A 24,669-nucleotide genomic window follows, 5' to 3' on the forward strand; every position below is an offset into this window, starting at 1 on the left:
CGCAGGAGCCCGCGGCGCAGGAGCCCGCGGCGCAGGAGCCCGCGGCGCAGGAGCAGGTGGCGCAGGAGCAGGTGGCGCAGGAGCAGGTGGCTGTGGGGATGGGGCGGGTGGTGAGTGCGGCGGGTCGAGGGGCAGGAGGGTGCGATAGGTGGGGGTGCGGGGGAGGTGGCTGAGAGAGGGTGGGTGGGAGGTGGGGAAAGGCTGGGCGGGGGTGGGGCAAAAGGGTCTAAGCTCTCGTGGCATGGTCGCGACGCTCCTGCATGAGATTCCGTTGCAGGGCGGGGACGTGACTGACGGGGTGGTGCGGGTCGGGGACACCGTGCGTAGACCGGCCAGTACGTCGACACCCGCCGTGCACGCCCTGCTCCGGCACCTCGAGGCCCGTGGGTTCGGAGGGGCGCCGCGGGTGGTGGGGATGGACGGGCTCGGGCGGGAGATCCTGACGTATCTGCCGGGGACGACCGGGTTGCGGCTGGAGAGCGTGAGTGATGAGGCGCTGGCCCGGCTTGCGGTGCTGCTTCGGGAATTTCATGACGCGACCGTCGGGTTCCCGCTGTCCCTGGAGGGGTGGGAAGGCGGGTCGAATGATGACAAAGCGCCAGAAATCATCGGACATTGTGATTTAACGCCAGCCAACGTGATCTTTCGCGAGGGCAGGCCCCACGCGCTGATCGACTTCGATCTTGCGCGCCCCACCACGCGGCTGTTCGACATCGTCACCACGCTCCGCCACTGGGCTCCCATCGCCGACCCCGTGGACCGGTCCCCGCTGCTCCGCAACCTCGACGTGGGCGAGCGGCTGAGGCTGTTCTGCGACGCGTACGGCGTGCCGCCCCGCGACCGCCGCCGCCTCCTCGAACTGGCCAGGCTCCGCTTCCACCGCTCCTACGACGTCATGCGCACCCGCGCCTCGGCGGGGGGCAACTGGGCGAAGATGTGGGCGGGCGGCGCCGGCGAGCGCATCCGCCGCGCGGCGGCCTGGCTGGACGTACACGAAGACGAGCTCCATGCCCACCTGGTGTGACCCGCTGGGGCTCGCCCTCGGGGTGGCCCTCGACCGGCTGATCGCCGACCCGCGGAGCGCCGCCCATCCGGTCGCGGTCTTCGGGCGTGTCGCCGCGAGGGTGGAGAAGTCCCTGTACGCGGACAAGAAGGCGCACGGAGTGGCACATGTCGCTATCTGCGTCGGCGGCGCGACCGCGCTCGGAGTACTCGCCCAGCGGATCCCCCACGCCCGTACGGCCGTCACAGCCGTCGCCACCTGGGCCGTGCTCGGCGGCACCACGCTCGCCCGCGAGGGCGAGTACATGGCGGACGCCCTCGAAGGCGGCGACCTGGAACGGGCCAGGGCCCGCCTCCCCCACCTCTGCGGCCGCGACCCCTCCCACCTCGAGGCCAAGGAACTCGCCAGGGCCACGGTCGAGTCGCTGGCCGAGAACACCTCCGACGCCGTCGTGGCTCCGCTCTTCTGGGGCGCGGTGGCGGGCGTGCCGGGGCTGCTGGCGTACCGGGCGATCAACACGCTGGACGCCATGGTCGGCCACCACTCCCCCCGCTACGAACGCTTCGGCTGGGCGGCGGCCAGGCTCGACGACGTGGCGAACTACGTACCGGCCAGGGTGACGGGGCTGCTCACGGTCCTGACCGGGCCGGACCCCGGCCGCGCGCTGGCGGTGCTCAGGCGGGACGGCCACCGGCACCCCAGCCCGAACGCCGGCAGGTGCGAGGCCGCCTTCGCCGGGGCGCTCGGCGTCACCCTGGGCGGCACGAACGTCTACCAGGGCAGGACCGAGCACCGGCCCACCATGGGCGACGGGCCCGAGCCCGACGTCAAGGACATCCGCCGTGCGGTACGCCTTACGCGCGCCGTCAGCCTGGCCGCCGCCGGAGCGGCCGTGCTGACGGCTTGGGCCCTGCGAAATCGCCGCAAATAGGCCATCGGGAGGATTGCGGACGGCCGCGCAATTGCGCGGTAATCAGCTATTGATTGCTTTTCACATTACGCGGTTGAGGTTGAGCACCAGCCAGACCACGAATATCGCGAGCAAGCTGATGCCGATCATCGCCTTCGCGGCGCTGTTCGCGACCGCCTTCCTGGCTGTGACCTGCTTGGCGCTCTGCTTCCACACCTGACGCATGATGATCATCGTCTGGAAGCGGCGGCCGAGGGCGAACACGGCGAGAGCGATGATGATGAATAGAATGACGCGACCGTCTGCAGGTTCCACGGAGATCCCCCCTGTGGGCCGTGAAGCTACTCAATCCCCCGAAACATTTGAGAAAACAGGATACTCGGACGGACGCGGTTTGTGATTTGAATTATGGTCCGAGATCAACGACGATCGGGGCGTGGTCGGAAGGGCCCTTGCCCTTGCGGGCCTCGCGATCGACGTACGCCGACCGCACCCGCCCGGCGACGTCCCCGCTCGCGTAGACCAGGTCGATGCGCATGCCCATGTTCTGGTGGAACATCCCGGCCCGGTAATCCCAGTACGTGAACGGGTGCGGGCCCTTCATCGGCGTCGGCACCACGTCGTGCAGCCCCAGGGCTCGCAGGTCGGCGAGGGCCCGGCGTTCGGCGGGGGTGACGTGGGTGGCGCCGACGAACAGCGCGGGGTCCCATACGTCGGCGTCCGTGGGGGCGACGTTGTAGTCGCCGCACACCGCCAGCGGCATGGCCGTCTCGGCCGCCAGCGCGTCCCGGAGCGCCGCGAACCAGGCGAGCTTGTACGCGTAGTGCGGGGAGTCCACGGTGCGGCCGTTCGGCGCGTACAGGGACCAGACGCGCAGCCCTGCGCAGGTGGCGGCGATGGCGCGGGCCTCCGGGGCCTCGGCTTCCACGCCGTTCAGCTCACCGGGGAAGCCGAGGGTCACGTCGTCGAGGCCGACCCTGGAGAGGAGCGCCACGCCGTTCCACCGGCCGTCGCCGTGGGCCGCGGCGGCGTACCCCAGCTCTGCTACCTCCGCCGTGGGGAACGCCTGCGCGGAGCATTTGGTCTCCTGGAGGCAGAGGATGTCGGGTTTCGCCTCGGCGAGCCATTCGAGCAGGCGGGGCAGCCGGGCCTTGACGGAGTTCACGTTCCACGTGGCTAGGCGCATCCTTCCAGCCTGCCACTCTTCCGGAGATCCAGCTTTCCCACTCACGGCGGGCCACCGACCCGCCGCACGTGGTGCTCTCCTCCAGCTTTTACGCTTACGGCGGGCAACCCACCCCCCGCACGTGGCCGGGCTCTGTCCAGGGAGACGGTCACGAGGTGTGCGGGGCCGGGCGCCGTTACGCCGCCTTCTGGGCCATCGGATGGGAAAACCCGTGACCGCCGGACAGACCCCCAGAAGGCGGCGAGATCGGGATCGGGTCAGCGGCTGGTCCAGAGGGGCTTGTTGTCGTGGGAGTAGATGATGATCCGCCCGTCATCGCTGACCGCCAGCCACGCCCCCGGGTTGCCGGCCGTCTTGGTGGTCCACAGGGCCTTGTTGCCGCTGTCCACCACCACCCAGTTGCCCTCCGCCTGCATGATCGACCGGGCGCCGGGGTGACCGGCCGTCGGCGTGGTGAACAGGCTGCGCTGCCCGTCGTACAGCACCGCGTTGCCCTCGTCCTGCTGGATCAGCCGGTAGCGGCCGTTGCTCGACTGCACCGCCTGCCCCGGCCGGAGCACGTGCCCCGAGGGCAGCTTGCCGATGTACGCCTTGGACGACCACAGCGGCCGGTTGTCCCGGCTGTAGATCACCAGGTTGCCGCTCTCCTTGGGCAGCAGCAGGTATGCGCCGGGGTTGCCGGCGGTCGGCGTGGACCACAGCGGCTTGTTGTCGGCGCCGTAGATGACGAGGTTGCCCTCCTTCTGCATGGTCGCGCGGGCGCCGGGCTTGCCCGAGGTGGGCGAGGTCCACAGCGCCTTGGTGCCCTCGTAGAACACCAGGTTCCCCTCCGCCTGCTGGATGAGCTTGAACCGGCCGCCTTCCGAGGTCAGCGACTGCCCGGGGAGCAGCCACTCGCCGGGCCCGAGCCGGTCCTTCGCGGCTGCGGTGTGGGTGCCGGTGACGGCGCCGGTGATGGTGGCCGCGCCCGGCTGTGTCAGGGCGACGGCGGCCACCGGGCCCGCCAGGAGCGAGCCGGCCAGCACGGCGATCGCGGCCTTCTTCGTGATCAACTTGGGTCTCTTCCTGTGTAGGCGTAGAGCGTGAGTGAAAGACCCTGGCAGAGCCCGTTGGCGTTCTGTTGGTGCGGGTACGGCGCCGTAACCGTCTTTAGCGGGGTTTTAGCGCTTCCGGGCATCCTGGGACAGATGGATCACTTGGAGTACTGCCTGCTCGGGTCCATCGACGCCTGTGTCGGGGGACGCCGCCTGGAGATCGGGCCGCGTAAGCGTCGTTACGTACTGGCCGCGCTGCTGCTGGACCTGAACCGTCCGGTCCCGGTGGAGCGGCTGGTCGACGCCGTATGGGAGGGAACTCCCCCAAACAGCGCGCGGATGACCGTGCAGGGACACGTTTACCGGCTGCGCCGGACGTTGCCGGGCGTGCGCCTGGAACGGGACGCCTCGGGGTACGTGCTGCGCGCCGACCCCGAACGCGTCGACGCGCTGCGCTTTCGCCGCCTGGTCACGGAGGCGGCGGGCCTCGGCGACGAGGCCGGGGCCGAGCTGCTGGACGAGGCGCTGGCTCTGTGGCGCGGCCCGGCGCTGGGCGGCTCGGGGGGAGGCAAGGCGCTGGAGGTGGCGGCGGTCGAGCTGGACGAGGCGCGGCTGGCCGCCGTCGAGGAGCTGGCCCGCAGGCGGCTCAGGACTGGCCGGCCGGAGCTCGCGGTGACGCCGCTGCGCGCGAGCGTGACGGCCGATCCGCAGCGGGAACGGCTGGTGTCGCTGCTGATGACGGCCTTCTACCGGCTCGGGAGGCAGGCCGAGGCGCTCGAGCTGTACGAACGCACCCGCCGGCTGCTGGCCGACCAGCTCGGCGTGGACCCGGGGACGGAGCTTCAGGCCACGTTCGCGACCCTGCTGGCCGGCCCACCCTGACCCGGGCCACCCCGCCGGTGAGCCGGGCCACCCGCCGGTGCGGCAGGTCAGGTCTGGTCGAGCACCGCCAGGGCCGCGGCCTCGTCTAGGCGGTGGCCGAACTCCCGGTGCACCTCCAGAGCCCGCCTGGCGCAGTCGCGCCCCTCGCCCGCCGAGCCGTCCCGTACGTGGAGCCGGGCGAGCAGCGTGAGCGCCTGGCCTTCGAGCAGCCGCAGCCCGTACCGCACGGCCGCCTCGCGCGCCTGCCCGGCCACGGCGGCGGCCTCGTCCCACCGGCCACCGTCCACCAGCACCTCGGCCAGCCACACCCGGGCCCGGGACTCCAGGTAGGGGTAGGTGCGGTCCCGGTAGACGGCGAGCACCTCGTTGAGCATGCCGACGCGCTCGCCGAGGTCGAGCGACTCGTCCACGCGGGCGAGCGTGCTGCGCGCCTCCTCGTGCTCGTGGGCCGGCGGGCGCACCTGGGTTATGTCCACGGCACGCCGCGCCAGTTCGGCGGCACGGGCGCCGTCGCCACGCAGGTGGTGCGCGAAGGCCACGCTGGACAGCGTCGCGGCGAGCTGGAGGTCCTTGGCGACGGCCAGCGCCCGCTCGAAGTCCTCGACGGCCGCCCCGAGCTCGCCCAGCGCCACGCGGATGTCGCCGAGGATGGTGTACGCCCTGGCCTCCCAGGGCGGCTGCCCGCCGAGCTCCTCCCTGATCCGGACGGCCCGGAGCTGCCGGTCCAGCGCCTCGCGGGGACGCCCGGCCCACAGGAGCTTGATGGCGTAGTTCTCCAGGGTCACGGCCAGCTTCGTGGACGGCTCGAACTTCTCCCACAGCCGGATGATCCGCTCCTGGCTCTCCAGGCTCTGCTGGAGATCCCCGAGGCTGGAGCGTGCCACCGCAAGGTTGGTCAGCGTGAGCAGCGTGCCGGTCCCCCAGCCGACCTCCTCATAGAGGTCGGAGGCGAGCTCGTAGTGCCGGACGGCCGGCCGCGGCTCGTTCAGCGCGAACATGGCGTTGGCCAGCGTGTGGTGCATGCTGGCCTGGCCGGCGCGGTCGTCCGCCCGCTCGGCGGCGGCCAGGGCGCGGCGGGCCGCGGTGATGATCACGTCGGGCTGGTAGGTGCCGTACATGAAGGCGCGCAGGGTCTCGGCCAGCCGCCAGAGCAGCCGCCCGCGGGCGTGGTCGATCACGGTGAGCAGGTTGTGCTGCTCGGCCTGGAACCAGGCGCGCGCCGCGTCGGCGTCGGCGAACTCCTCCGCGTCGCGCGGCGGGTCCTCGCCCGTCAGCGGGAGCAGCTCGATGGAGGGCGCCAGCAGCGGCGCGACGGCCCGCGCGGTGTGCAGGTAGTACGCGTGCAACGGGGCCGGGTCGTCGGCGGTGTCCGTGCAGTGTTCGCGGGCGTAGAGGCGGACCAGGTCGTGCAGGCGGTAACGGCCCGGCGCGTGCTCCTCGACCAGGTGGGCCGAAGCGAGCCTGGCCAGGAGCCGCTTGGCCGTGCCGGGATCCGTACCGGCGAGCCTGGCCGCCGAACTCGCGGTGAAGTCGCAGCCGGGGACCAGCCCGAACCGCCGGAACAGCACCTGGGCGTCCGGCGTCAGCGCCGCGTACGAGCCGGCGAAGGCCGTGGCCACGGTCGCCTGCGCGTCGCCTTCGACGGCCAGCGTGTTCAGGCGGTCGTCGAGGAGCTCCGCGAGGTATTCGCGCAGGCCGGCCCGGCCGATGAGGTTCGCGCCCGCGATGGCCAGCGCCAGCGGCAGGTGGCCGCAGAGCTCGGCCAGCTCGGCGGCGGCCGCCGGGTCGGCCTGGATCAGGTCCGGGCCGACGAGGTCGGCCAGCAGGTCGCGGGACTCGCCGGGGGTGAGCGTGCCCAGCCGTACGGTCTGCGCGCCCTGCAGGGCCAGGCCGCGCAGTGTGTCGCGGCTGGTGACGATGACCGCGCTGGAGGAGCCGCCGGGCAGCAGCGGGCGTACGTGCTCGGCGTGGGCGGCGTTGTCGAGCACGACCAGCACCCGCCTGGTGGCCGTCGTCGAGCGGTAGAGGTCGAGCTGCTCGGCGGCGCCGCTGGGGGCGGGCACGCCGAGGGCTCCGAGCAGGCGGGGCAGCACCCGCTCGGGCGGCAGCGGCTCGCCCTGGCCGTAGCCGTTGAGGTCGATGTGGAGCTGGCCGTCGGGGTACTCGGCGGCCACCTGGTGGCCGACGTGCACGGCCAGCGCCGACTTCCCGATGCCGGCCGCGCCGGTCACCACGGCCACGCGGCCGCCGTGCAACAGGTGCCTCAGGCGCTCGGCCTCGGCCTGCCTGCCGACGAAGCAGGGGACGTCTCTGGGGAGCTGGCGCGGCACCACGGGCCGGTGGCCCTCGACGATGCGCTGGTGCAGGTCCCGCAGCCGCGGCCCGGGATCGACGCCCAGCTCCCCCGCCAGCAGCCGTTGCACGTCGTGGAACAGCTCCAGCGCCTCCGCCGGCCGCCCGTCGTGCCACAGCGCTGTCATGGCCAGCGCGTGCGGCGTCTCCCTGAGCGGCTCCTCGTCCCTGAGCTCCTGCAGCAGCGCGGGGACCTCGCGGTGCCGGCCCAGCTCGATCAGCGCGGCGGCGTGCTCCTCCAGCAGGTCCCACCGCTCGCGCAGCAGCGGGCGGCGCACCCGCCGCTCGACCCAGTCGGTGCCGAGCCCTTGCAGCGGCTGCCCGCGCCACAGCCCCAGCGCCCGCTCCCACGCGCCGGCGGCGTCCCGCGGCTGTGCTGCCCGCCCCTGCGCGGCGAGCGTGCGGAACCGCCCGAGATCGACCTCTTCCTCCGGTACGGCGAGCGCGTAGCCCGCCGTGGTGCTGGCGATGCGCCCGCCCAGGGTCTTGCGCAGCTGCGACACCTTGAGCTGGACGATGGTCCTGGCGGTCTTGGGCGGGTCGCGTTCCCACAGCGCCTCGATCAGCCGGTCCACCGGCACGTACGCGCCGAGGTGCGCGGCGAGCAGGCCGAGCACGCACTGCTGCTGCGCTCCGTCGATCGGGATCTCGACGTCGCCGTCGTAGACCTCGACCGGGCCCAGCACGCGGATGTCCATCGGGCCCGAGCATAACGGCGGTCCGGCCGCTCCCGGTCAGGACGAGGAGCGGCGTGCGCGTGGATCCGAGCCGGAAGCCTTGCACTCCTTTGGGCTTTCGACCGGGCGGTTCGCGGTACGAGTGCATCAGCGTCCGACCGGCCGGATCGCGGTCTGCCCTTCTTCTGCGATCCGGCCGGGCGGCCTCTCTAGCTTCACTTCTGGGGGGAAATCATGATGGACGAGTCAGAGTTGTCCGAGCCGCTCACGCGAGACCTGTGCGGCACCATGCCCGTGCACCGCCGGCTGCTCAACGAGAGCATGTCCTACCGCGCGCGGCGGGCGTCCATCGAGAACCAGGCCACGCAGTACAGGCTCGGCACCCGCATGGTCAGCCGCGTCGGCGTGATCAGCATCCCCGTCGTCGTGCACGTCGTCCACAACCCGGCCCGCCCAGAACAGAACATCGGCGCCGACCAGATCCACAGCCAGATCGAGATCCTCAACCAGGACTTCCGGGCCGCCAACCCCGACGTGACGAAGGTGCCGCCCGTCTGGAGGTCGCTGGTGGCGGACACGATGGTCGAGTTCCACCTCGCGAGCCGCGGCCCGAACGGGGAGCCGACGGACGGGATCGTCCGCGTGGAGACCCAGCGGATGGGCTTCACCTTCGACGACCTGGTGAAGTCGAGCGCCGGCGGCGGCGCCGCCCCGTGGCCCAGCGACCAGTACCTCAACATCTGGGTGTGCCAGCTGACGGGCGGGCTGCTCGGCTACGCGCAGTTCCCCGGCGGGCCGCCGGACACGGACGGCGTCGTCATCCGCCACTCCGCCTTCGGCAGCACGGGCACCGCGGCGCCGCCGTTCCACCTGGGCCGGACCACGACGCACGAGATCGGCCACTGGCTGAACCTCTTCCACATCTGGGGGGACGACGGCGAGGGGTGCAGCGGCGACGACAAGGTGGCCGACACCCCGAACCAGGCCGGCAACAACACCGGAATACCGAAATTTCCCCATATTTCGTGCAACAACGGTCCCAACGGTGACATGTTCGTGAACTACATGGACTACACCGACGACGCCGGCATGATGATGTTCACCAGCGGTCAGTCGACGCGGATGAACGCCTGCCTGGAGGGCCCGCGGGCGTCCTTCCTGGTCCCGCAGCTGGCCGCGCGCGCCGAGGAGCGGATCCCCGCGGGCGTCGCCTCCCCCGCCGAGGCGCGGCTCACCGGCAACGGTTCGCAGCGCGACCTGGAGCAGCTGCTCCAGGAGGTGCTGAAGGACACCCGCGCGGCGCTGAACGTGGTGGCCGGGAACCGCCAGGTCCGATGAGCGTCATCATGATGAACGAGGAAGCGCCGGACGTCGTCGGAGCCTGGACGCACTCCTACGAGGAGGACACCGACGCGATGGCGGTGTACCGACCGGACGATTTCGCGTTCCGGCCTTCGCGGCGGCCCCGGCGCGGGATGGAGTTCCACTCCGACGGCACCTTCGTCGAGTGGCTTCCCGGGCCGGACGACCGGCCCAGGAAGATCGTCGGCCACTGGGAGCGTCAGGGAGCCGACCGGATCCGGATCACCTTTCCCGGGGGCCCGGGACAGCCGTTCGTCCTGACCGTCGTGTCCCGCGAGAACGACCAGCTGGCCTTCGCGAAATGAGCCGCCGGAGATCGCGCGCATGAACGTGGCCGCCGCGGCGGAGGTCTAAAACCCATGGCACACCGCGTCAAGGTCGAGGGCGACCGGTTCCACGGCCGCGTGCCCGAGGGCGCCGAGTACGTCGGGCGCGAGTTCCCCGGTCACCGGCGCAGCCCGTTCGCCAACCCGCACAGCCTGTCGGAGAAGGGCTGCCGGGTCTGCGGCGGCCGGGTCCACCAGCGGTCCCAGGTGATCGAGCTCTACCTGGCCCACCTCCGCGAGCACCCCGAGCTCGTCGAGCGGGCCCGCCGCGAGCTGCGCGGCAAGGACCTGGCCTGCTGGTGCGACCCCGATCAGGAGTGCCACGCGGACGCGCTGCTGGCCGTCGTGGCCGGCGCGGAGCCGTAGCTCACGGACGTTCGACGCCCACGGTGATCTCGTTGCCGAGCCGGCGCTCCATCAGCAGCTCCAGGTCGTCGCCGCTCCAGAACTTCCCCGGGTCGTACCAGTTGGGCCGGCGACCGCCGGGCAGCAGGCCCATCTCCTCGTACGTGACCGCCACCACCTCGGCGCAGTACGCGCTCTCCAGCGTCTCCTGGCGGCGGCCCCGTCGCGGCAGCCGTCCCCTGGCCCAGCGGGCGGCCAGGCGGGCGGTGGAGGGGAACGGGGTGCCGTCGAGCCGGGCCACCGTGCGCAGGGCCGCGTCCTCCATCTCGGGCGTCGCCTCCGGCTCGAGCTGGCGCAGCCAGGGCCGCTGGCCGTAGCGGCCGACCCACGTGGTCACCGCGTCGCGCAGGTCGTGCAGCTGCACCCCGCGCTGGTGCGTGCCCGACCACAGGTCGATCAGCGACTTGCCCAGCTCGGCGTGCCACATCATCGGCGGCAGGTCCTCGACCACGATCGCCATGCCCACGTGGTTGACCGGGCTGTTGGTCATCGTCTGGATGGCGCGGTCGGGGACCGAGCGCCCGCGGAAAATCCACAGATCGCCGGTCCTCGTCACCCTTACGGCCTCGTCGAGAGTCAGCACACCGTTAGCCTAGGCACATGCGCTGGTGGAAGATGCTCGGTCTGGCGGGAATCATGGGCGTGGCGGCCACGGGAGTGGTGATCGCGCGCGCCGAGCGCCGCCGCCGGGCCTACACGCCCGAGGAGATCAAGGTCCGGCTGCGCGAAAGGATCGAGACCAATCAGCCCGAGGGGCGTAGGTCGTAGACGAAGACCACGTCCGGGTAGGCCGGGTTGTCGTTGTAGCCCTGCACCGCGCCCTGGTAGGCCCGCTGGTAGTTGACCACCCACGGCATCGCCGCGGCCGCCCGCTGGTCGAGCACCCGCTTCGTGGCCTGCTCGTACGCCCGCTGCGCCGCCGGCCGGTCGGTCACGGTCAGCTCAGGCACGGTGTCGAGCAGCGCGTCCAGGCCCTGGTCGCGCAGGTAGGCCAGGTTGAACACGGGCGGGTTCCCGCTGTGGAAGACGTTGCCGAAGTAGGAGTACCCGTCGGCGTAGTCGGGCCACCAGTACATGACGAAGATGTCCTGGCCGCGCTTCTTGCCCTGCTCCCACTGGGCGGTCCAGGGCATCGCCCTGGCGTCGATCGTCACGTTGAGCGGCTTGAGGGCGGCGGTGAGCTTCGTGGCGAGCAGGTGCCAGTCGGTGTCGCCCTCCCCGTACGTCAGCCGCAGCCGGAGCGGCCGGCCGCCGGGGCCGTACCCCGCCCTGTTCAGCAGCTGCGCCGCGCCCGCCAGGTCCTGCCGGGGGACGCGGCCCGGCACGTACCCCATGAGCCCCTCGGGGATGATGCCGCTGGCCGGTGAGACCGCGCCCTTCAGGTCCTTGACCAGACCCTGGTAGTCGACGGCCTTCTGCACCGCGCGGCGCACGCGTACGTCCTTCATGGGGCCGTTCGCGGTGTTGAACAGCAGCATCGCCGTCTGGAACGACGCCCGCTCGGAGGTGCGCACGCCCGGCGCGGTCGAGGCGGCGGCGAACAGGCGCGGGTTCAGCCGCGCCACGAAGCTCACCTCGCCGCGCTGCAGCAGCCGCCACGCCCTGTCGGGATCGGGCACGACGCGGAACTTCACCGTGTTGTAGTGCGGCCGGCCCCACCCTCCCCAGTACTTGTCGTACGCGCTGAGCGTGAGCTCGTCCTCCTTGCCCTTCTGCCACTTCGTCACCGTGTACGGCCCCGAGCCCGCGTCCCTGCCCGACGCGAAGAACTTCCCGAGGTCGGGCGCCGCCTGCGTGTCGTAGATGTAGGCCGCGTACGTGGAGGAGGCCACCAGGTCCAGCGGGACCGGGTACTTCAGCGCGAACGTCACCGTCGTGGGCCCGTCGACCCTGATGGACGAGACGGCGTCCCAGATGTAGGAGGCGCCCGCCTTGGCGCTCATGGTGCGCTCGACCGACGACTTGACCGCCGCGGCGTCCAGGGGCCTGCCGGTGTGGAAGGTCACCCCGGTGCGGAGGTTGAACGTCCACGTCCGGCCGTCGGGCGACGAGCGCCACGACGTGGCCAGCCTGGGGCTGGACTTCTTGGTGACCGGGTTCCAGAAGGTGAGCGTCTCGTAGATGTTCTGGAGGGCGACGATCTCGTTGGAGTAGGACTTGGAGGGATCCCACTCGGTGACGACGTCCAGGTTCTCGACATAGACGAACGGGGACTGCCCGGACGGCGCCTGCGGGGGCTCCGGAGGCGGCGAGCAGGCCGCGAGGAGTAAGAGCGCGGCGGCCGCTGCGAGACGACGGCGCAACGCATCTCCCTCTGTCGGCGATGTACTCGGGAAACCTACTCCAAGATCGATGGGATCAAGGCCCAGGTGTCCAAAAGTCCCGAAAAATTGGGCATTTTGATGATCCAATTGCTATTCTCTGGGCTTGTCCCGTCCGGGGTTGCCAGCAGGGGACCGACCGGAATGAGGTGTCATGGGTCGTAGCCGAACGATCCGCATGAAGATCATCGGACTACTACTCGTGCCACTGGCCTCCATGGTGGTCTTGTGGGGGGTCATTACCGCCGTCACCGCCACCGAGAGCTTGGAGCTGCGTCAATACAAGACACTCTGGACGAACCTCCGTCTTCCCGCGTACAAACTGATCAGCGAGATCCAGCGTGAACGTCTAGTCTCGGCCAGGCTCCTGCGTAACTCGGGGGACAAGTCCGCCGTCGCCGCGCAGCGCACCCGCACCGATGCCGCCAGTGACGCGTTCAGGCAGCTCTCCAGCACATCCAAGGACCGATCGGAAGAGATCCGCACACAGGTGGACGCGGTGTACACGCAACTCGACAGGCTCGATGCGATCCGAGGCGAGATCGACACGGGCCTGTCCGACCGTCTGCACACCGTCGAGGCCTACAGCGCGATCAACGACACGCTCTTCGGCCTGCACAAGCGGGTCGCGCTGATCGACGACATCCCGATCTACGAGCAGTCGCGCATCGTCATCGACCTCGGGTACGCCAAGGAGCTGCTGACCAGGGAACAGGCCGTCGCGTTCGGGCCGACCCAGCCCGCCGAGCGCCGGCTGTTCACGGAGCTCGTCGGCAACCGGCGCTTCCTGGTCGACCAGTCGCTCAACGAGCTCGACCCGAGCCTGCGCGACCAGCAGGTGGCGCTGATCACCTCCCCCGCCTACCAACGGCTGCGGATCATGGAGGACCAGATCATCGCCGGGAAGGCGCCGCGGAGCTGGCTCACCCTCACGGAGGGGCTGTCCAAGTCGTTCCAGGAAGCGCTGATGCGGGCCAGCGCGGTGCTGAACACGCGGACCGAGCCGATCGCCGACCAGGTGCTGTCCCGGGCGCTCCTGCTGGCGGGCGCGACGCTGGGGCTGGTGGTCGTGTCGATCGCGTTCTCGCTGCGCATGGGCAACCGGCTGTCGAAGGAGCTGGGCGCGCTCCGGCTCGCCGCGCTGGAGGTGGCCCAGGAACGGCTCCCCCACGTGGTCGCCAAGCTCCGCAAGGGCGAGAAGGTCGAGATGCCGGAGCTGTCCGTGGCGAGCACCACGGTCGAGATCGACGACGTGGGCCAGGCGTTCTCCACCGTCCAGCAGACGGCCGTCGAGGCCGCGGTCGGGCAGGCGCAGCTCAGCGAGGGCGTCGGGCACGTGTTCCGCAACCTGGCCAGGCGCAGCCAGACCCTGCTGCACCGCCAGCGCATCCAGCTGCAGGACATGCAGCACCGGGCCACCGACCCCGACGCGCTGGACGACCTGTTCAAGCTCGACCACCTGACCACCCGCATGCGCCGCCACGCCGAGGGCCTGATCATCCTGTCGGGCGCCACCCCCGGCCGCGGCTGGAGCCGGCCGGTGCCGCTGCTCGACGTGGCCCGCGGCGCGTCGGCCGAGGTGGAGGACTACCAGCGGGTCACCGTCGAGCCGATGTCCGGCCAGCGCCTGGCCGGGCCCGTGGTCGGCGACGTGATCCACCTGATCGCCGAGCTCATCGAGAACGCCACCGTCTATTCGCCGAAGCACACTCCGGTCATCGTGCGCGGCGAGGTGGCGGCCCGCGGCTTCACCTTCGAGGTCGAGGACCGCGGGCTCGGGATGAGCGCAGAGGAGCTGGCCGAACTCAACGAGCGGCTGGCCAGCCCACCGGAGTTCGACCTGGCCGACAGCGACCGGCTCGGCCTTTTCGTCGTCTCCCGCCTGGCCGCCAGGCACGACATCCGCGTGACGTTACGCGGTTCACCATATGGAGGGACCACCGCGATCGTGTTGATCCCGGAAGAGCACGTGGCAGAGCCCGAACCGGAGGCCCACGTGAAGGAACCCGCTCGACCCATGCGGGTGGTGCGAAGTGAGTGACGAACGCTGGCTGGACGAGGACGCCGGTCCTATCGTCCCGGCCTACCTACTGACCCGGGGCCGTACGGTCCCCGCGAGCGAGGCCATCGACCTCATCGCGGTGATCATCACGGCCGGTGGCCTGGCGCCGCCGATGGGCCTGGGCCCCGAGCATCTGATCATCATGCAGAAGTGCACCAAACCGACCCGGCTCGTGGACGTCGCGGCCGAGCTGAACCTGCCCATCGGCGTGGTACGGGTGCTGGTCGGTGACCTGCACGCGCAGCAGCTCGTGCAGGTCGAGCACCCGCCCCCCGCACCCGACGCGAAGGTGCTGCTCGAGGTGATCAGCGGCCTGAAGGCGCTGTGACCGTCGCGCGGTTGAGCCGCCCGTACACGGCCGCGAAGAGCGCGGCCGTGGCCCCGGCAACGGCTGCCGTCCCGAAGACCCACTGGTAGCCGCCCACGCCCGGCTGGGCGGCCAGGATGGCGGCGATGGCCGCGCCGGCCGTGCTGCCGCCGACGATGCGTACGAGCGCGTTCACGCCTGCCGCGAGGGCCGTCTTGCCCGGGTCCACGTGCTCCACGGCCATGGTGCCCAGCGCCGCGTAGCCGATGCCGAGGCCGATACCCATCAGTGAGGTCGCCACGTACAGGTGGGCCGGGCTGGTGTGCGCGACCACGAGCCACAGCCCCGCCAGGCCCGTGACCGCCGACCCCGCCGCCACCATGGACGAGGCCTGGAAGCGGCGCATGATCCGGCCCGCGAACAGCGAGATGACCAGCATGAAGATCGTGCTCGGCAGCAGGAAGAAGCCCACCTGGAGGGTGGAGGCGCCGAAGCCGTAACCGGTCTCCACCGGCACCTGGGCGAAGCTGGACGTGCCCGTCATGAGGGTGAAGAACGAGAACCCGAGCAGCATCGAGGCCACCGTCGCGCCGACCGTGCCCCGGTGGACCAGCATCGCCATCTCCACCAGCGGCTCGGCCACCCGGCGCTCGACCGCGACCCAGACCGCCGCCAGCGCCGCCGCGGCGGCGAACAGGCCGAGCACGCCCGGCGAGGTCCAGCCCCACGAGCCGCCCTCGCTGATGCCCAGCAGGAGCGCGACCAGCCAGGCGGTCAGCAGCGCCGCGCCGGCCAGGTCGGGACGGCCCTTGGGGCCCACCGGGGCGCTGTCCTTCACGAGCAGGGCCACGATCGCGACGGCCACCAGCGAGATGCCGGCCGTGATCCAGAAGACCAGGTGGAAGTCGCCGGAAGCGAGCCCGGCCAGGATCATCCCGCCGCCGCTGCCGAACCCCATCGTCGCGCTGATCACCCCGATGCCGGTGGCCAGCTGCTCCCTGGGCAGCACGTCGCGCGCCACCCCGATCGACAACGGCACCAGCGCGGCCACGGCTCCCTGGAGCACCCTCGCCACCATCAACCAGGTCAGCGAGGGCGCCAGCGCGGCCATGACCGAGCCGACCACCAGGAGGCCCAGGGCGCCGAGGATCATGGGGCGCCTGCCGTACATGTCGCCGAAGCGCGACAGCAGCGGCGTGGCCACCGCCGCGACCAGGAGGCTCAGCGTGAGCGTCCAGGTCACGGAGGAGAGCGGGGCGTGCAGCTCCCGCTGCAGCACGGGAAGCAATGGGACCACGGCGGTGTTCTGAAGTGCGGCGATGGAGGCCGCGAAAGCCAGCGCGACCACCCCGGGCCACGGACTTCTGGTGGACGTCGTACGTGCCGCGGACGCGACGACTGTCGCCATGTCGGCTCCTTTGGCTAACTTAGGTAAGTAACAGGGCAAGATAATACATACGTAAGTTAGGTAAGCAAATCGGTTATGGACGAAGATCTCAACAGGACGGTGTCGGCGTTCCGCTCAGTCGTGGACGCGCTGAACCGCGCCAAGACGCACGAGCGCCTGACCGAGGCCGCCGGCGTCCGGCTCGACCGGCCCGACGTGAAGATCCTCGTCCACCTGCTGGACGCGCCCGAGCCGCGCAGGATCGGCGCGATCGCCGAGGCGCTGCAGGTGGAGAGCCCTCACGTGACGAGGCACGTCGCCTCGCTGGAGCAGCGCAAGCTGGTCGAGCGGGTACGCGACCCCGACGACGGCAGGGCCTGGCGCATCGCGCTGACCGAGGAGGGGGCCGAGGTGGCGAGCAGGTGCCGCCGGGTGACCACCGAGTTGTTCGAGGGTGCGCTCACGGACTGGTCGGCGGAGGACCGGGCGGAGCTGTCCCGGCTGATGGGCAAGCTCTCGGGCGACCTCTGCGCCCACCTCAAGAACCTCGTCAGCTGAGCAGCACGTCCTCGGCGCGGTGGCAGGCGACCTGGCGGCCTTCCAGGTCCCTGAGCGCGGGCGGCTGCTCGCACTCCGGCGCGGCCAGCGGGCAACGCAGCCGGAACGGGCAGCCGGTCGGGGCGGGCACGGCCTCCGTCCTGCCCTTGGCCACGGGCGGGGCGCCGCCCAGCTTCGGCACGGCGTCGCGCAGGGCCCGCGTGTAGGGGTGGGCCGGCTTCGCGAGGAGTTCGGCCGTCGGCCCCGACTCGACGACGCGGCCCGCGAAGAGCACGTGCGCGGTGCGGCACAGCCGGTCCACGACGGCGAGGTTGTGGGTGATGAGCAGGCGCTCGGTGTCAAGGGAGGCCAGCAGGTCGAGGATCCTGGCCTGGACGGTGACGTCGAGCGCGCTGGTGGGCTCGTCCAGGATGAGCAGGCGGGGGTTCACCGCCAGGGCTCTGGCGATCACCACGCGCTGGCGCTGGCCGCCGGAGAGCTGGTGGGGGCGGCGGGTGGCCAGCTCGGGATCCAGGCCAACCTGTTCGAGGAGGTTCTTGACCCGGCCTCGCGCGGCGCGCGGCAGGGCCTCGGCGACGGAGGCGCCGATGCGCATCCTGGGGTCGAGGGCCTCGGCCTGGAACACGGGCTGGACATCTTTCCGGAACTTCCGCATGTCCGCTTTTTTCAGCGTTTGGTCGCCGTACCAGATATTTCCGGACATGGGGGTGAGGAGGCCCAGGAACGCGCGCGCCAGGGTCGTCTTGCCCGAGCCGCTCTCCCCGATCAGCCCGACGCCGCCCTCGGTGATGTCCAGGGTCACGTCGTGCACGACCGGGGTGCGGCCGTAGCCGAGCGTCACGCGCTCGGCCCTGAGCATGGTCACGGCAGCGCCTCCAGCAGCTCGCGCGTGTACGGATGGGACGGCTCGGCCAGCACCCGCGCGGCCGGCCCCGACTCCACCACCGCGCCGTCCTTCATGACCAGCACCCGGTCGGCGATCGTCGAGACCAGGGCCAGGTCGTGGGAGACGAGCAGGAGCGCCAGCCCTCGCTCCTCCCGCAGCCTGCGCAGGACACCGACCACCTCGGCCTGCACGGTCACGTCCAGCGCGCTCGTGGGCTCGTCGGCGAGGATCACCTCGGCGCCCAGGGCGATGGCCAGCGCGATCGCGAAGCGCTGGGCCTGGCCGCCGGAGATCTCGTGGGGGTAGCGGCGCAGGATCTCGCGGTCGAGCATGACCGCCTCCACGGCCTCCCCCATGATCTCCTCCAGCCGTCCCTTCCCGGCTGCGGGTTGTGGAGGGGTGCTGTCCTTCGGAGAAGAAGAGGGGCCGTCCTTCGGGCCGGGGCGTGGGCCCGCGGGCTTGCCGACGCCGTGGAGCTTGAGGGCGCGGCGCATCAGGACGCCGAGGCGGGTGGCCGGGCTGAGGGCCGCCTGCGGCGACTGCATCACGAGTGCCACCCTGGCGCCCCGGATCTCGCGGAGCCTGCGGGGTGACGCCGTGAGCACGTCGACGCCGCACACCCGTACATGACCTGAAATTTCGGCATCTGGGGTGAGGCCCAGCAGCGACATCAGCGTGGTCGACTTGCCCGAGCCGCTCTCCCCCACGATCGCGACGCACTCGCCCTCGCGCACGTCCAGCTCCGGCACGTCGGCCACGACGCGCCCGCCGTAGCGCACCCGGAGGTCGCGCACCTCGATCATCTGACCGCCCTTCGCGGGTCCAGCGCGTTGCGCAGCCCCTCACCCAGGACGTTGAACGCGAACGCCGTCACCAGGATCGCCAGGCCGGGGAACGTGACCACCCACCAGTTCGTGGTGAAGAGCGTCTGCCCCTGCTGCACCATGAGCCCCCACTCCGCCGTCGGCTCCTGCGCGCCCAGCCCCAGGTACGACAGCGCCGCCGAGGTCAGGATCACGCCGCCCGCGTCGAGCGAGAGCTGGACCAGGACGGGCGTGAGCGAGTTCGGGAGGACGTGCCTGAGGATGATCAGCGGCGCGGGCACGCCGAGGCACCGGGCGGCGTCCACGTAGCTGCGGGTGGCGATCGAGGCCGCCACGGAGGCCGCCAGCCGGGTGTACCAGGGCCACCAGGTCACGGCGATGGCCAGGATGACCGTGTTCACGCTGGGCTGGAGCACCACGGCCAGGGCCAGGGAGAGCAGCAGCGCGGGGAAGGCCAGGAAGATGTCCGTGATCCGCATGATCACGTCCCTGATCCAGCCGCCGGCGTACCCGGCGACCACGCCGAGCGTGACCCCGATCACCGCCGACACGGCCAGCACGGCCACGGCGATGAACAGGGAGGTGCGGCCGCCGTACAGGACTCTGGTGAGCACGTCCCGGCCGACCTGGTCGGTGCCGAACCAGTGCGCGGCGCTCGGCGGCTGCAGGTTCTCCAGCGGCTTGACCTGGTCCACCGGGTACGGCGCGAGCCACGGCGCCAGGATCGCGGCCAGGACGACCAGCACGATGAGCACCGCCCCGAACGCGGCGAACCTGTCGGGGATCCTGGGCAGGAAGGTGCGCCGCAGCGGCGCCTCGACGCTCGTCATCGGGCCCTCGCTCGCGGGTCGACGAAGCCCTGGAGGATGTCCACGACCAGGTTGGCCAGCACGTACACCAGGGCCACCAGGAGCGTGACCCCCGCGATGGCCGGGGTGTCCAGCGACTTGATCGACTCGGCGGCGTAGCGGCCCAGGCCGGGCCAGTTGAAGACCGCCTCGACGAGGAAGCCGTTGACGATCGCGTACGCGAAGACCAGGGCGATCAGCGACAGGACCGGGTTCAGGGCGGGCCTGAGGGCGAACCTGGTCAGGATGGACGTCTCGCCGAAGCCGAGCGCCCGCTCCAGCTTGGTGTGGTCCTGGCCGGACTCCTCGATGAGCGCCGCCCTGGTCATCTGGGCGATCACGCCCGTGGGGTAGGCGGCCACGACCAGCGCGGGCAGCACCAGGTGCTGGAGCGTGCTGGTGAAGATGGGCCAGTTGCCGGTGATGAGGGCGTCGACGATCGTGATGTTCGTCCAGAGGGTGAGCGGGCTGGTGGTGTCGAGCGAGGAGTCGTACTCGCCCGCGGTCGGGAACCAGCCGAGGTTGCTGGCGAAGACCGTCTGGAGGGCCAGGGCCAGCCAGAAGACGGGGACGGAGACGGCCAGCATGCTGCCGACCCGAACCCCCAGATCCGGAAATTTCGCCTTATAGCGGGCGGCGAGCACTCCGACCGGAATGCCCACGACGACCGCGATGAGCAGGGCCGTGCCGACCAGCTCCAGCGAGGCGGGGAACGCCACGTAGAGGTCGTCGAGCACCGGTTGCCGGGTGCGCAGGCTGACGCCCCAGTCGCCGGTGAGCAGGTCGCGCACGTAGTTGAGGAGCTGCACGGGGATCGGGTCGTCGAGCCCGAACCGCGTGCGCGCCGCCGCGAGCTCCTCGGGCGTGGCCTTCGGCCCGGCGAACGCGACCGCCGGATCCCCCGGCACCAGCCGCATCACGACGAACGTGAGCACGACCACGCCGGACACGACCAGGAGGGCCTGGCCGAGCCGGCGGGTCAGATAACGCGACATCGTCAGCTTGCGCGCTTCTTGAGGTCGTAGAAGAAGACCACGTTCGGATAGGCGGGGTTGTCCACGTATCCCTCGACGTCGGATGTCAGCGCGCGCTGGTAGGTCTGCACGTACGGCACGGCCACCGCCGCCTGGTCCTGGATGATCTTCTTCTGCAGGTCCTTGTACGCCTGGTCGGCCTTGAGCTGGTCAGTGGCCGTGAGCTGCGGCAGCGCGTCGATCGCCGAGTCGATGGCGGAGTCCTTCAGGTACGACAGGTTGAACTGCGGCTTGTCGGCGCTCTTGAACACGTTGACGTACCAGGAGTAGGCGTCCGGATAGTCCGGGTACCAGTACATGACGAAGATGTCCTGGCCCTGCTTCTTGCCCAGGTCCCACTGCGCGCTCCAGGTCATCGGCTTGGCCTGCAGCGTCACGTTCATGCCCTTCAGCGCCGAGCTGAGCAGCGTGACCAGCAGCTTCTGGTCGTCGTCGCCCTGCGCGTAGGTCATGGTGAGCTTGAGCTCGGGGTTGTCCGGGCCGTAGCCGGCCTCGGCGAGCAGCGCCTGCGCCTTGGCGAGGTCCTGCTTGGGCTCCATGTCGTTGGCGTGGCCGAGCAGCCCCTGCGGCACCAGGCCGTTGGCCTTCTGGCCGGAGCCCTTCAGCGCCGCCACCAGGCCGTCGTAGTCGATCGCGTACTGCAGGGCCTGCCGGATCCTGACGTCCTTCGCCGGCCCGCTCGCGGTGTTGAACAGCACCAGCAGGTTCTGGAACGACGGCGAGGCGGAGGTCTGCACGTTCGGGGTCGTCCCGGCCTGCTGGAAGAGCTGCGGGTTCAGCCGCTGGACGAAGTTGACCTCGCCCTTCTGCAGCAGCTGCCAGGCCGTGGTGATCTCGGGGGTGACGCGGTAGGCGACCTTCTTGTACTGCTCCGGCTTCCAGCCGCCCCAGTAGCCCTCGTACGCCTTCAGCGTGAGCTCGGTCTCCTTGCCCTTCTGCCAGGAGTCGATCGTGTACGGGCCGGTGCCGGCGTCCGACTTGCCGTCCTTGTCCACGGCGTTCACGTCGTAGATGTAGGCCGCGTAGCCGGAGGAGGCCACGAGGTCGAGCGGGGTGGCGTACTTGAGCGTGAACTTCAGCGTGGACGCGTCCACCGCGTCGATCGTCTTGACCGCGTCCCAGATGTAGGCGGCGCCGCCCTTCTTCTCGATCGTCCGCTCGATGGCCTTCTTGGCGGCCTCGGCGTCGAGCGCGGCGCCGGAGTGGAACTTGACGCCCTGCCGCAGCTTGAACGTCCACTCCTTGCCCTCGTTCGCCGAGGTCCACTCGGTGGCCAGGCGCGGCTCGGCCTTCTTCTCCTGGGAGTTGTACCTGGTCAGGCCCTCGTAGATGTTCTGCATGGCGACGATCTCGTTGGAGTACGAGGTCGCGGGGTCCCAGTCGGTGACCACGTCGAGGTTCGGCACGTACACGAACGTGCTGTCGTTGGCCTGCGCGGCCGGGGAGGCCGCCGGTTGGCTGCTGCCGCTGCTCTCGGCCGGCTTGGGGGTTCCGCCGGCCCCGCGCACCTGACCGCCCGCGCACGCGGATGCGGTCAAGGCCAGGACACCGGTGACCCCGGCGACGAGCAGACGCTTGTGCCAGCTCATGAGGGGGGGATCCTTTCGGTCTGTCACCGGGCGAGTGGTCCGGCTGCTTTGACGTGTACCCGCACGGCGGGCTCGGAGAGGTAGCTCAGCGGCACCTCGAGGAGGTCCACGATCTCTACGCCGGAGGGATCCGCCCCCGCCGCGACGGCTCGCGCCGCCGCCTCCTCCTTGGCCCTTTCGATCGCTTTTGACCGGCTATCTCCCGCAGGCAAGATCGTATCCACTCTGCCACTCGCGAGTGCGATGGCGGCGCCCACGGCATTGGCCACTTCGGCGTGCTCGGGGCGGACGACCCGGCTCGCGCCGGGGATGGCGTCGGGCAGCAGGAAGGCCCCGCCACCCACCGCGACCAGGGGTCTGTCCGTTTTGCCGAGCGCCATCCGGTCCACGGCATCGATGATCATCTGGTCTGCGACGGCCACCGCTCTTTGCAGGGTGTCTGCCATTCTTTCCGACATGTCACCCGAGTCGCGCGCCCGGACGGCGGCCTCGAGGCGCTCGCGCCACCCGGCCGCCTCGTCCGGGGTCCGGCCCGCCGCCACGGCCGCGTCGGTCATCGTCACCGTGGAGCCGCCGAACACGAGCGCCTCCTCGACGATCCGGTAACCCACCGAGTCGGGGCCGATGCCCGGATTGCGGACGACCGTGCCGCCGCCGAGCGCGATGGCCAGGATGTCGGGCATGCGGAAGTTGGTCAGCACCCCGCCGATCTCGACCGCCGCCGCCGACTCCCTCGGGAAGCCGCCCACCAGCACGCCGAGATCGGTGGAGGTGCCGCCGACGTCCACCACGATCGCGTCCGCCACCCCCGACAGGTATGCGGCGCCGCGCAGGGAGTTCGCCGGACCCGAGCCGATCGTGGAGACCGGCAGCCGGGCGGCGTGCTCCAGCGTCATGAGCGTGCCGTCGTTCTGCGCCAGGTACGGCTTCGCGCCCAGGCCCCGTTCGGCCAGCGCGGTGACCAGGGCCTCGGTCACGTGGGCGGCGACGCCGTACAGGGCGGCGTTGAGCACGGTGGCGTTCTCGCGCTCCAGCAGCCCGAGCGAGCCGATCTCGTGGCTCACCGAGACCGGCAGGCCGTACTCGGCCTTGATCAGCTCCTCGACGACGCGCTCGTGATCGCCGCTGGCCGGGCTGAACACGCCGGTGACCGCCACGGCGTCGGCCTCCAGGCCGTCCAGGAAGCGGCGCACGGCGTCGAGCCCCGGCGGGCCGATCTCGCGGCCGTCCACGTAGTGGCCGCCGGGCACGATCGCCTCCCCCGCCGAGACGGCCGCACGCAGGTCGCCGGGCCAGCCGGACAGCGGCGGGACAGAGGTGGTGGCGGGCGCGCCGAGCCGCAGCACGGCGACGCGGCCGAGGTTGCGCCGCTCGAGGAGGGCGTTGGTCGCGTGCGTGGTGCCGAGCATGACCCGGCCGATCCGGTCCTGCTCATTCCCCAGCTCGGCGAGCACCGCGTCCAGGGCGGCCCGCAGCCCTTCCGTCACGTCCGGCGTGGTCGGCCGCTTGGCATTGGCGATCACCCTGCCGTCGGCGTCGAGCACCACCGCGTCCGTGTTCGTGCCGCCGACGTCGATCCCCACCCGCAGGTCAGCCATGCGCCGTCAGCTCCTCGACGGGAACGTGGTCCAGGTCGTAGCCGAACGCCCGGGGCCCGGCCGTCTCCAGGCCCTTGGGGGTGCGCCAGAGCGGGTCGCACGGCCAGGCGAGCACGGTGACGCGCTGGCCGTACCTGAGCCCCTCCGTCTGGACGGCGGCGGCCGTCTCGGTGTCCACGACGGTGATGAGGTCGGGCACGATGGCCCGCACCCGGCCGTCCTCCAGGGCGACCAGGTTCTCGTTCTGCAGCTCCAGGGTGAGGCGGCGGCCCCGGTCCTCGCCGGTGCCCTCGATCGTGGCCGTCCCCCGGACGAACCCGCCCGTGGTGCGCCGCTCCACGTCCGTCAGCTTGCCGGTGATCAGCCGGGCGGCGCCCAGGCTCCCCTGGAGCGCGCCGAGCGGGTCCGCCGCGCCCTCCGTGGCCCTGCCGATCTCGATGGCGCGGGTCACCGTGCCCTCGATGACCGCGCCTCTGGCCCGTACGGTGGTGAGCACGTAGTCGGCCATCAGCGCGGACGAGCCCGCGGCCACGCAGACGGCCCTGGCAAGCCGTTCCGACCAGAGGCCGTCGACGGGGCGGATGGTCACCACATTCCCGACGATGTCAGACATGATCACCAGGTCGGCCGGGAGCCCCGCCACGTACATCGACACCATCTGGACCTCGGGGAACGCCCGCCCCATGCCGTCGGCGTCGAGCAGCGGCAGGCCGAGCCGGGCGGCCCAGGCGACGGGCGCGACCCCGTTGGAGCCGCCGATCTCGGAGGACATGATCGCGCTCGGGGGACGGCCGAAGAGGCGTTCGATCTCCTCGGCGATGCGCTTGGGCTCGTCCGCGCTGTGGATCATCTCGTGGCTCACGGTCGGAGCCCCGATGCCCGACAGCGGCACGATCAGCGCGTCGTCGTCCAGGTCGTCCAGGCCGATCAGCGGGACCTCGCCGTACTCGCGGACGGCCCCGATCGCCGCCAGCGATCCGGTACGCACGTCACCACCGCCCCCGGTGCCCAGGACGGCGCACCCGCGGGCGAGCGCCGGAATATCGCTCTCGTCAATATTCATATGGCGACACAACCAAGCACACTTCATCTCATTTAGCCAGTCCAGGGCATGTGCT

Annotated in this window: 24 protein-coding genes; 10 read left to right on the forward strand and 14 right to left on the reverse strand. The window is 71.1% G+C overall.

The annotated features are described in order from the left end of the window. Positions 1 to 241 precede the first annotated feature (241 nt). Together ACIHFD_RS05045 and ACIHFD_RS05050 are read left to right on the forward strand one after the other, a co-directional pair. A complete protein-coding gene (locus ACIHFD_RS05045; RefSeq protein WP_397365678.1) occupies positions 242 to 1,024 on the forward strand; it encodes a phosphotransferase in 783 nt (260 codons plus the stop codon). Next, the gene (locus ACIHFD_RS05050) at positions 1,008 to 1,934 is read left to right on the forward strand and encodes a cobalamin biosynthesis protein (RefSeq protein ID WP_397365679.1); all 927 of its coding nucleotides are present in this window, start codon (positions 1,008 to 1,010) and stop codon (positions 1,932 to 1,934) included. The genes ACIHFD_RS05045 and ACIHFD_RS05050 overlap by 17 nt, the downstream gene beginning before the upstream one ends. A gap of 60 nt (positions 1,935 to 1,994) precedes the next feature. Here the strand turns inward: ACIHFD_RS05050 and ACIHFD_RS05055 are convergent, their stop codons facing one another. The 3 genes from ACIHFD_RS05055 to ACIHFD_RS05065 all read right to left on the reverse strand — a co-directional run bounded on the left by ACIHFD_RS05055 (position 1,995) and on the right by ACIHFD_RS05065 (position 4,151). Beyond that, positions 1,995 to 2,228: a hypothetical protein gene (locus tag ACIHFD_RS05055; RefSeq protein WP_350728071.1), complete on the reverse strand. Its 234-nt coding sequence runs from the start codon at positions 2,226 to 2,228 to the stop codon at positions 1,995 to 1,997. A gap of 91 nt (positions 2,229 to 2,319) precedes the next feature. Further along, entirely contained in the window at positions 2,320 to 3,099 is a 780-nt protein-coding gene (locus ACIHFD_RS05060) for an exodeoxyribonuclease III (protein ID WP_397365680.1), read from the reverse strand. Between the two features lie 257 nt (positions 3,100 to 3,356). Then, the gene (locus ACIHFD_RS05065; RefSeq protein ID WP_397365681.1) at positions 3,357 to 4,151 is read right to left on the reverse strand and encodes a hypothetical protein; all 795 of its coding nucleotides are present in this window, start codon (positions 4,149 to 4,151) and stop codon (positions 3,357 to 3,359) included. A gap of 135 nt (positions 4,152 to 4,286) precedes the next feature. On the opposite strand from ACIHFD_RS05065, the gene ACIHFD_RS05070 reads away from it, so the two are divergent. Beyond that, entirely contained in the window at positions 4,287 to 5,015 is a 729-nt protein-coding gene (locus tag ACIHFD_RS05070) for a BTAD domain-containing putative transcriptional regulator (RefSeq protein WP_397365682.1), read from the forward strand. A gap of 47 nt (positions 5,016 to 5,062) precedes the next feature. Here the strand turns inward: ACIHFD_RS05070 and ACIHFD_RS05075 are convergent, their stop codons facing one another. Beyond that, entirely contained in the window at positions 5,063 to 8,065 is a 3,003-nt protein-coding gene (locus ACIHFD_RS05075) for a BTAD domain-containing putative transcriptional regulator (RefSeq protein WP_397365683.1), read from the reverse strand. 213 nt (positions 8,066 to 8,278) lie between these two features. Here ACIHFD_RS05075 and ACIHFD_RS05080 point away from each other — a divergent pair, with 213 nt between their 5' ends. Genes ACIHFD_RS05080 through ACIHFD_RS05090 form a run of 3 tightly spaced genes read left to right on the forward strand, consistent with a single transcriptional unit; the run spans position 8,279 to position 10,098 of the window. After that, positions 8,279 to 9,382 carry a zinc metalloprotease gene (locus tag ACIHFD_RS05080; protein WP_397365684.1) on the forward strand — a complete coding sequence of 368 codons (1,104 nt, stop codon included), beginning with the start codon at positions 8,279 to 8,281 and terminating at the stop codon, positions 9,380 to 9,382. 8 nt (positions 9,383 to 9,390) lie between these two features. After that, positions 9,391 to 9,711, forward strand: a complete 321-nt coding sequence (locus ACIHFD_RS05085) for a hypothetical protein (RefSeq protein ID WP_350728077.1) — start codon at positions 9,391 to 9,393, stop codon at positions 9,709 to 9,711. Positions 9,712 to 9,765: 54 nt separating this feature from the next. Continuing rightward, the gene (locus ACIHFD_RS05090) at positions 9,766 to 10,098 is read left to right on the forward strand and encodes a DUF4326 domain-containing protein (RefSeq protein ID WP_350728078.1); all 333 of its coding nucleotides are present in this window, start codon (positions 9,766 to 9,768) and stop codon (positions 10,096 to 10,098) included. 1 nt (position 10,099) lies between these two features. Here the strand turns inward: ACIHFD_RS05090 and ACIHFD_RS05095 are convergent, their stop codons facing one another. After that, entirely contained in the window at positions 10,100 to 10,717 is a 618-nt protein-coding gene (locus ACIHFD_RS05095; protein WP_397365882.1) for a hypothetical protein, read from the reverse strand. A 20-nt stretch (positions 10,718 to 10,737) separates the two neighbouring features. On the opposite strand from ACIHFD_RS05095, the gene ACIHFD_RS05100 reads away from it, so the two are divergent. Continuing rightward, entirely contained in the window at positions 10,738 to 10,905 is a 168-nt protein-coding gene (locus ACIHFD_RS05100; RefSeq protein WP_397365685.1) for a hypothetical protein, read from the forward strand. Here the strand turns inward: ACIHFD_RS05100 and ACIHFD_RS05105 are convergent. Next, entirely contained in the window at positions 10,881 to 12,440 is a 1,560-nt protein-coding gene (locus ACIHFD_RS05105; protein WP_397365686.1) for an ABC transporter substrate-binding protein, read from the reverse strand. The two genes, ACIHFD_RS05100 and ACIHFD_RS05105, sit on opposite strands and share 25 nt — an antisense overlap. A 172-nt stretch (positions 12,441 to 12,612) precedes the next feature. Here ACIHFD_RS05105 and ACIHFD_RS05110 point away from each other — a divergent pair, with 172 nt between their 5' ends. Next, positions 12,613 to 14,499 (forward strand): nitrate- and nitrite sensing domain-containing protein, encoded by a 1,887-nt coding sequence (locus tag ACIHFD_RS05110; RefSeq protein ID WP_350728080.1) that lies wholly within the window; start codon positions 12,613 to 12,615, stop codon positions 14,497 to 14,499. Continuing rightward, the gene (locus tag ACIHFD_RS05115) at positions 14,492 to 14,848 is read left to right on the forward strand and encodes a DUF742 domain-containing protein (protein ID WP_185067699.1); all 357 of its coding nucleotides are present in this window, start codon (positions 14,492 to 14,494) and stop codon (positions 14,846 to 14,848) included. Before ACIHFD_RS05110 ends, ACIHFD_RS05115 begins: the two co-directional genes overlap by 8 nt. Here ACIHFD_RS05115 and ACIHFD_RS05120 read toward each other — a convergent pair. After that, positions 14,826 to 16,235 (reverse strand): MFS transporter, encoded by a 1,410-nt coding sequence (locus ACIHFD_RS05120; protein ID WP_397365687.1) that lies wholly within the window; start codon positions 16,233 to 16,235, stop codon positions 14,826 to 14,828. The two genes, ACIHFD_RS05115 and ACIHFD_RS05120, sit on opposite strands and share 23 nt — an antisense overlap. Positions 16,236 to 16,310: 75 nt before the next feature. Here ACIHFD_RS05120 and ACIHFD_RS05125 point away from each other — a divergent pair, with 75 nt between their 5' ends. Then, complete coding sequence (locus ACIHFD_RS05125; protein ID WP_350728082.1) at positions 16,311 to 16,772, forward strand: MarR family transcriptional regulator; 462 nt, start codon at positions 16,311 to 16,313, stop codon at positions 16,770 to 16,772. Here ACIHFD_RS05125 and ACIHFD_RS05130 read toward each other — a convergent pair. The 7 genes from ACIHFD_RS05130 to ACIHFD_RS05160 are packed head-to-tail and all read right to left on the reverse strand — an operon-like array spanning position 16,765 to position 24,614. After that, entirely contained in the window at positions 16,765 to 17,631 is an 867-nt protein-coding gene (locus ACIHFD_RS05130; protein WP_397365883.1) for an ABC transporter ATP-binding protein, read from the reverse strand. The two genes, ACIHFD_RS05125 and ACIHFD_RS05130, sit on opposite strands and share 8 nt — an antisense overlap. A 2-nt stretch (positions 17,632 to 17,633) precedes the next feature. Beyond that, the gene (locus tag ACIHFD_RS05135; RefSeq protein ID WP_397365688.1) at positions 17,634 to 18,461 is read right to left on the reverse strand and encodes an ATP-binding cassette domain-containing protein; all 828 of its coding nucleotides are present in this window, start codon (positions 18,459 to 18,461) and stop codon (positions 17,634 to 17,636) included. After that, positions 18,458 to 19,312, reverse strand: a complete 855-nt coding sequence (locus tag ACIHFD_RS05140) for an ABC transporter permease (protein ID WP_355199430.1) — start codon at positions 19,310 to 19,312, stop codon at positions 18,458 to 18,460. Before ACIHFD_RS05140 ends, ACIHFD_RS05135 begins: the two co-directional genes overlap by 4 nt. Further along, a complete protein-coding gene (locus ACIHFD_RS05145; protein WP_397365689.1) occupies positions 19,309 to 20,325 on the reverse strand; it encodes an ABC transporter permease in 1,017 nt (338 codons plus the stop codon). Before ACIHFD_RS05145 ends, ACIHFD_RS05140 begins: the two co-directional genes overlap by 4 nt. A 2-nt stretch (positions 20,326 to 20,327) precedes the next feature. Further along, entirely contained in the window at positions 20,328 to 21,953 is a 1,626-nt protein-coding gene (locus tag ACIHFD_RS05150) for an ABC transporter substrate-binding protein (protein WP_397365690.1), read from the reverse strand. Positions 21,954 to 21,976: 23 nt separating this feature from the next. After that, the gene (locus ACIHFD_RS05155; protein ID WP_397365691.1) at positions 21,977 to 23,551 is read right to left on the reverse strand and encodes a hydantoinase/oxoprolinase N-terminal domain-containing protein; all 1,575 of its coding nucleotides are present in this window, start codon (positions 23,549 to 23,551) and stop codon (positions 21,977 to 21,979) included. Next, positions 23,544 to 24,614 (reverse strand): DUF917 domain-containing protein, encoded by a 1,071-nt coding sequence (locus tag ACIHFD_RS05160; RefSeq protein ID WP_397365692.1) that lies wholly within the window; start codon positions 24,612 to 24,614, stop codon positions 23,544 to 23,546. Before ACIHFD_RS05160 ends, ACIHFD_RS05155 begins: the two co-directional genes overlap by 8 nt. Positions 24,615 to 24,669 lie beyond the last annotated feature (55 nt).

The organism is Nonomuraea sp. NPDC051941, from assembly GCF_044593615.1.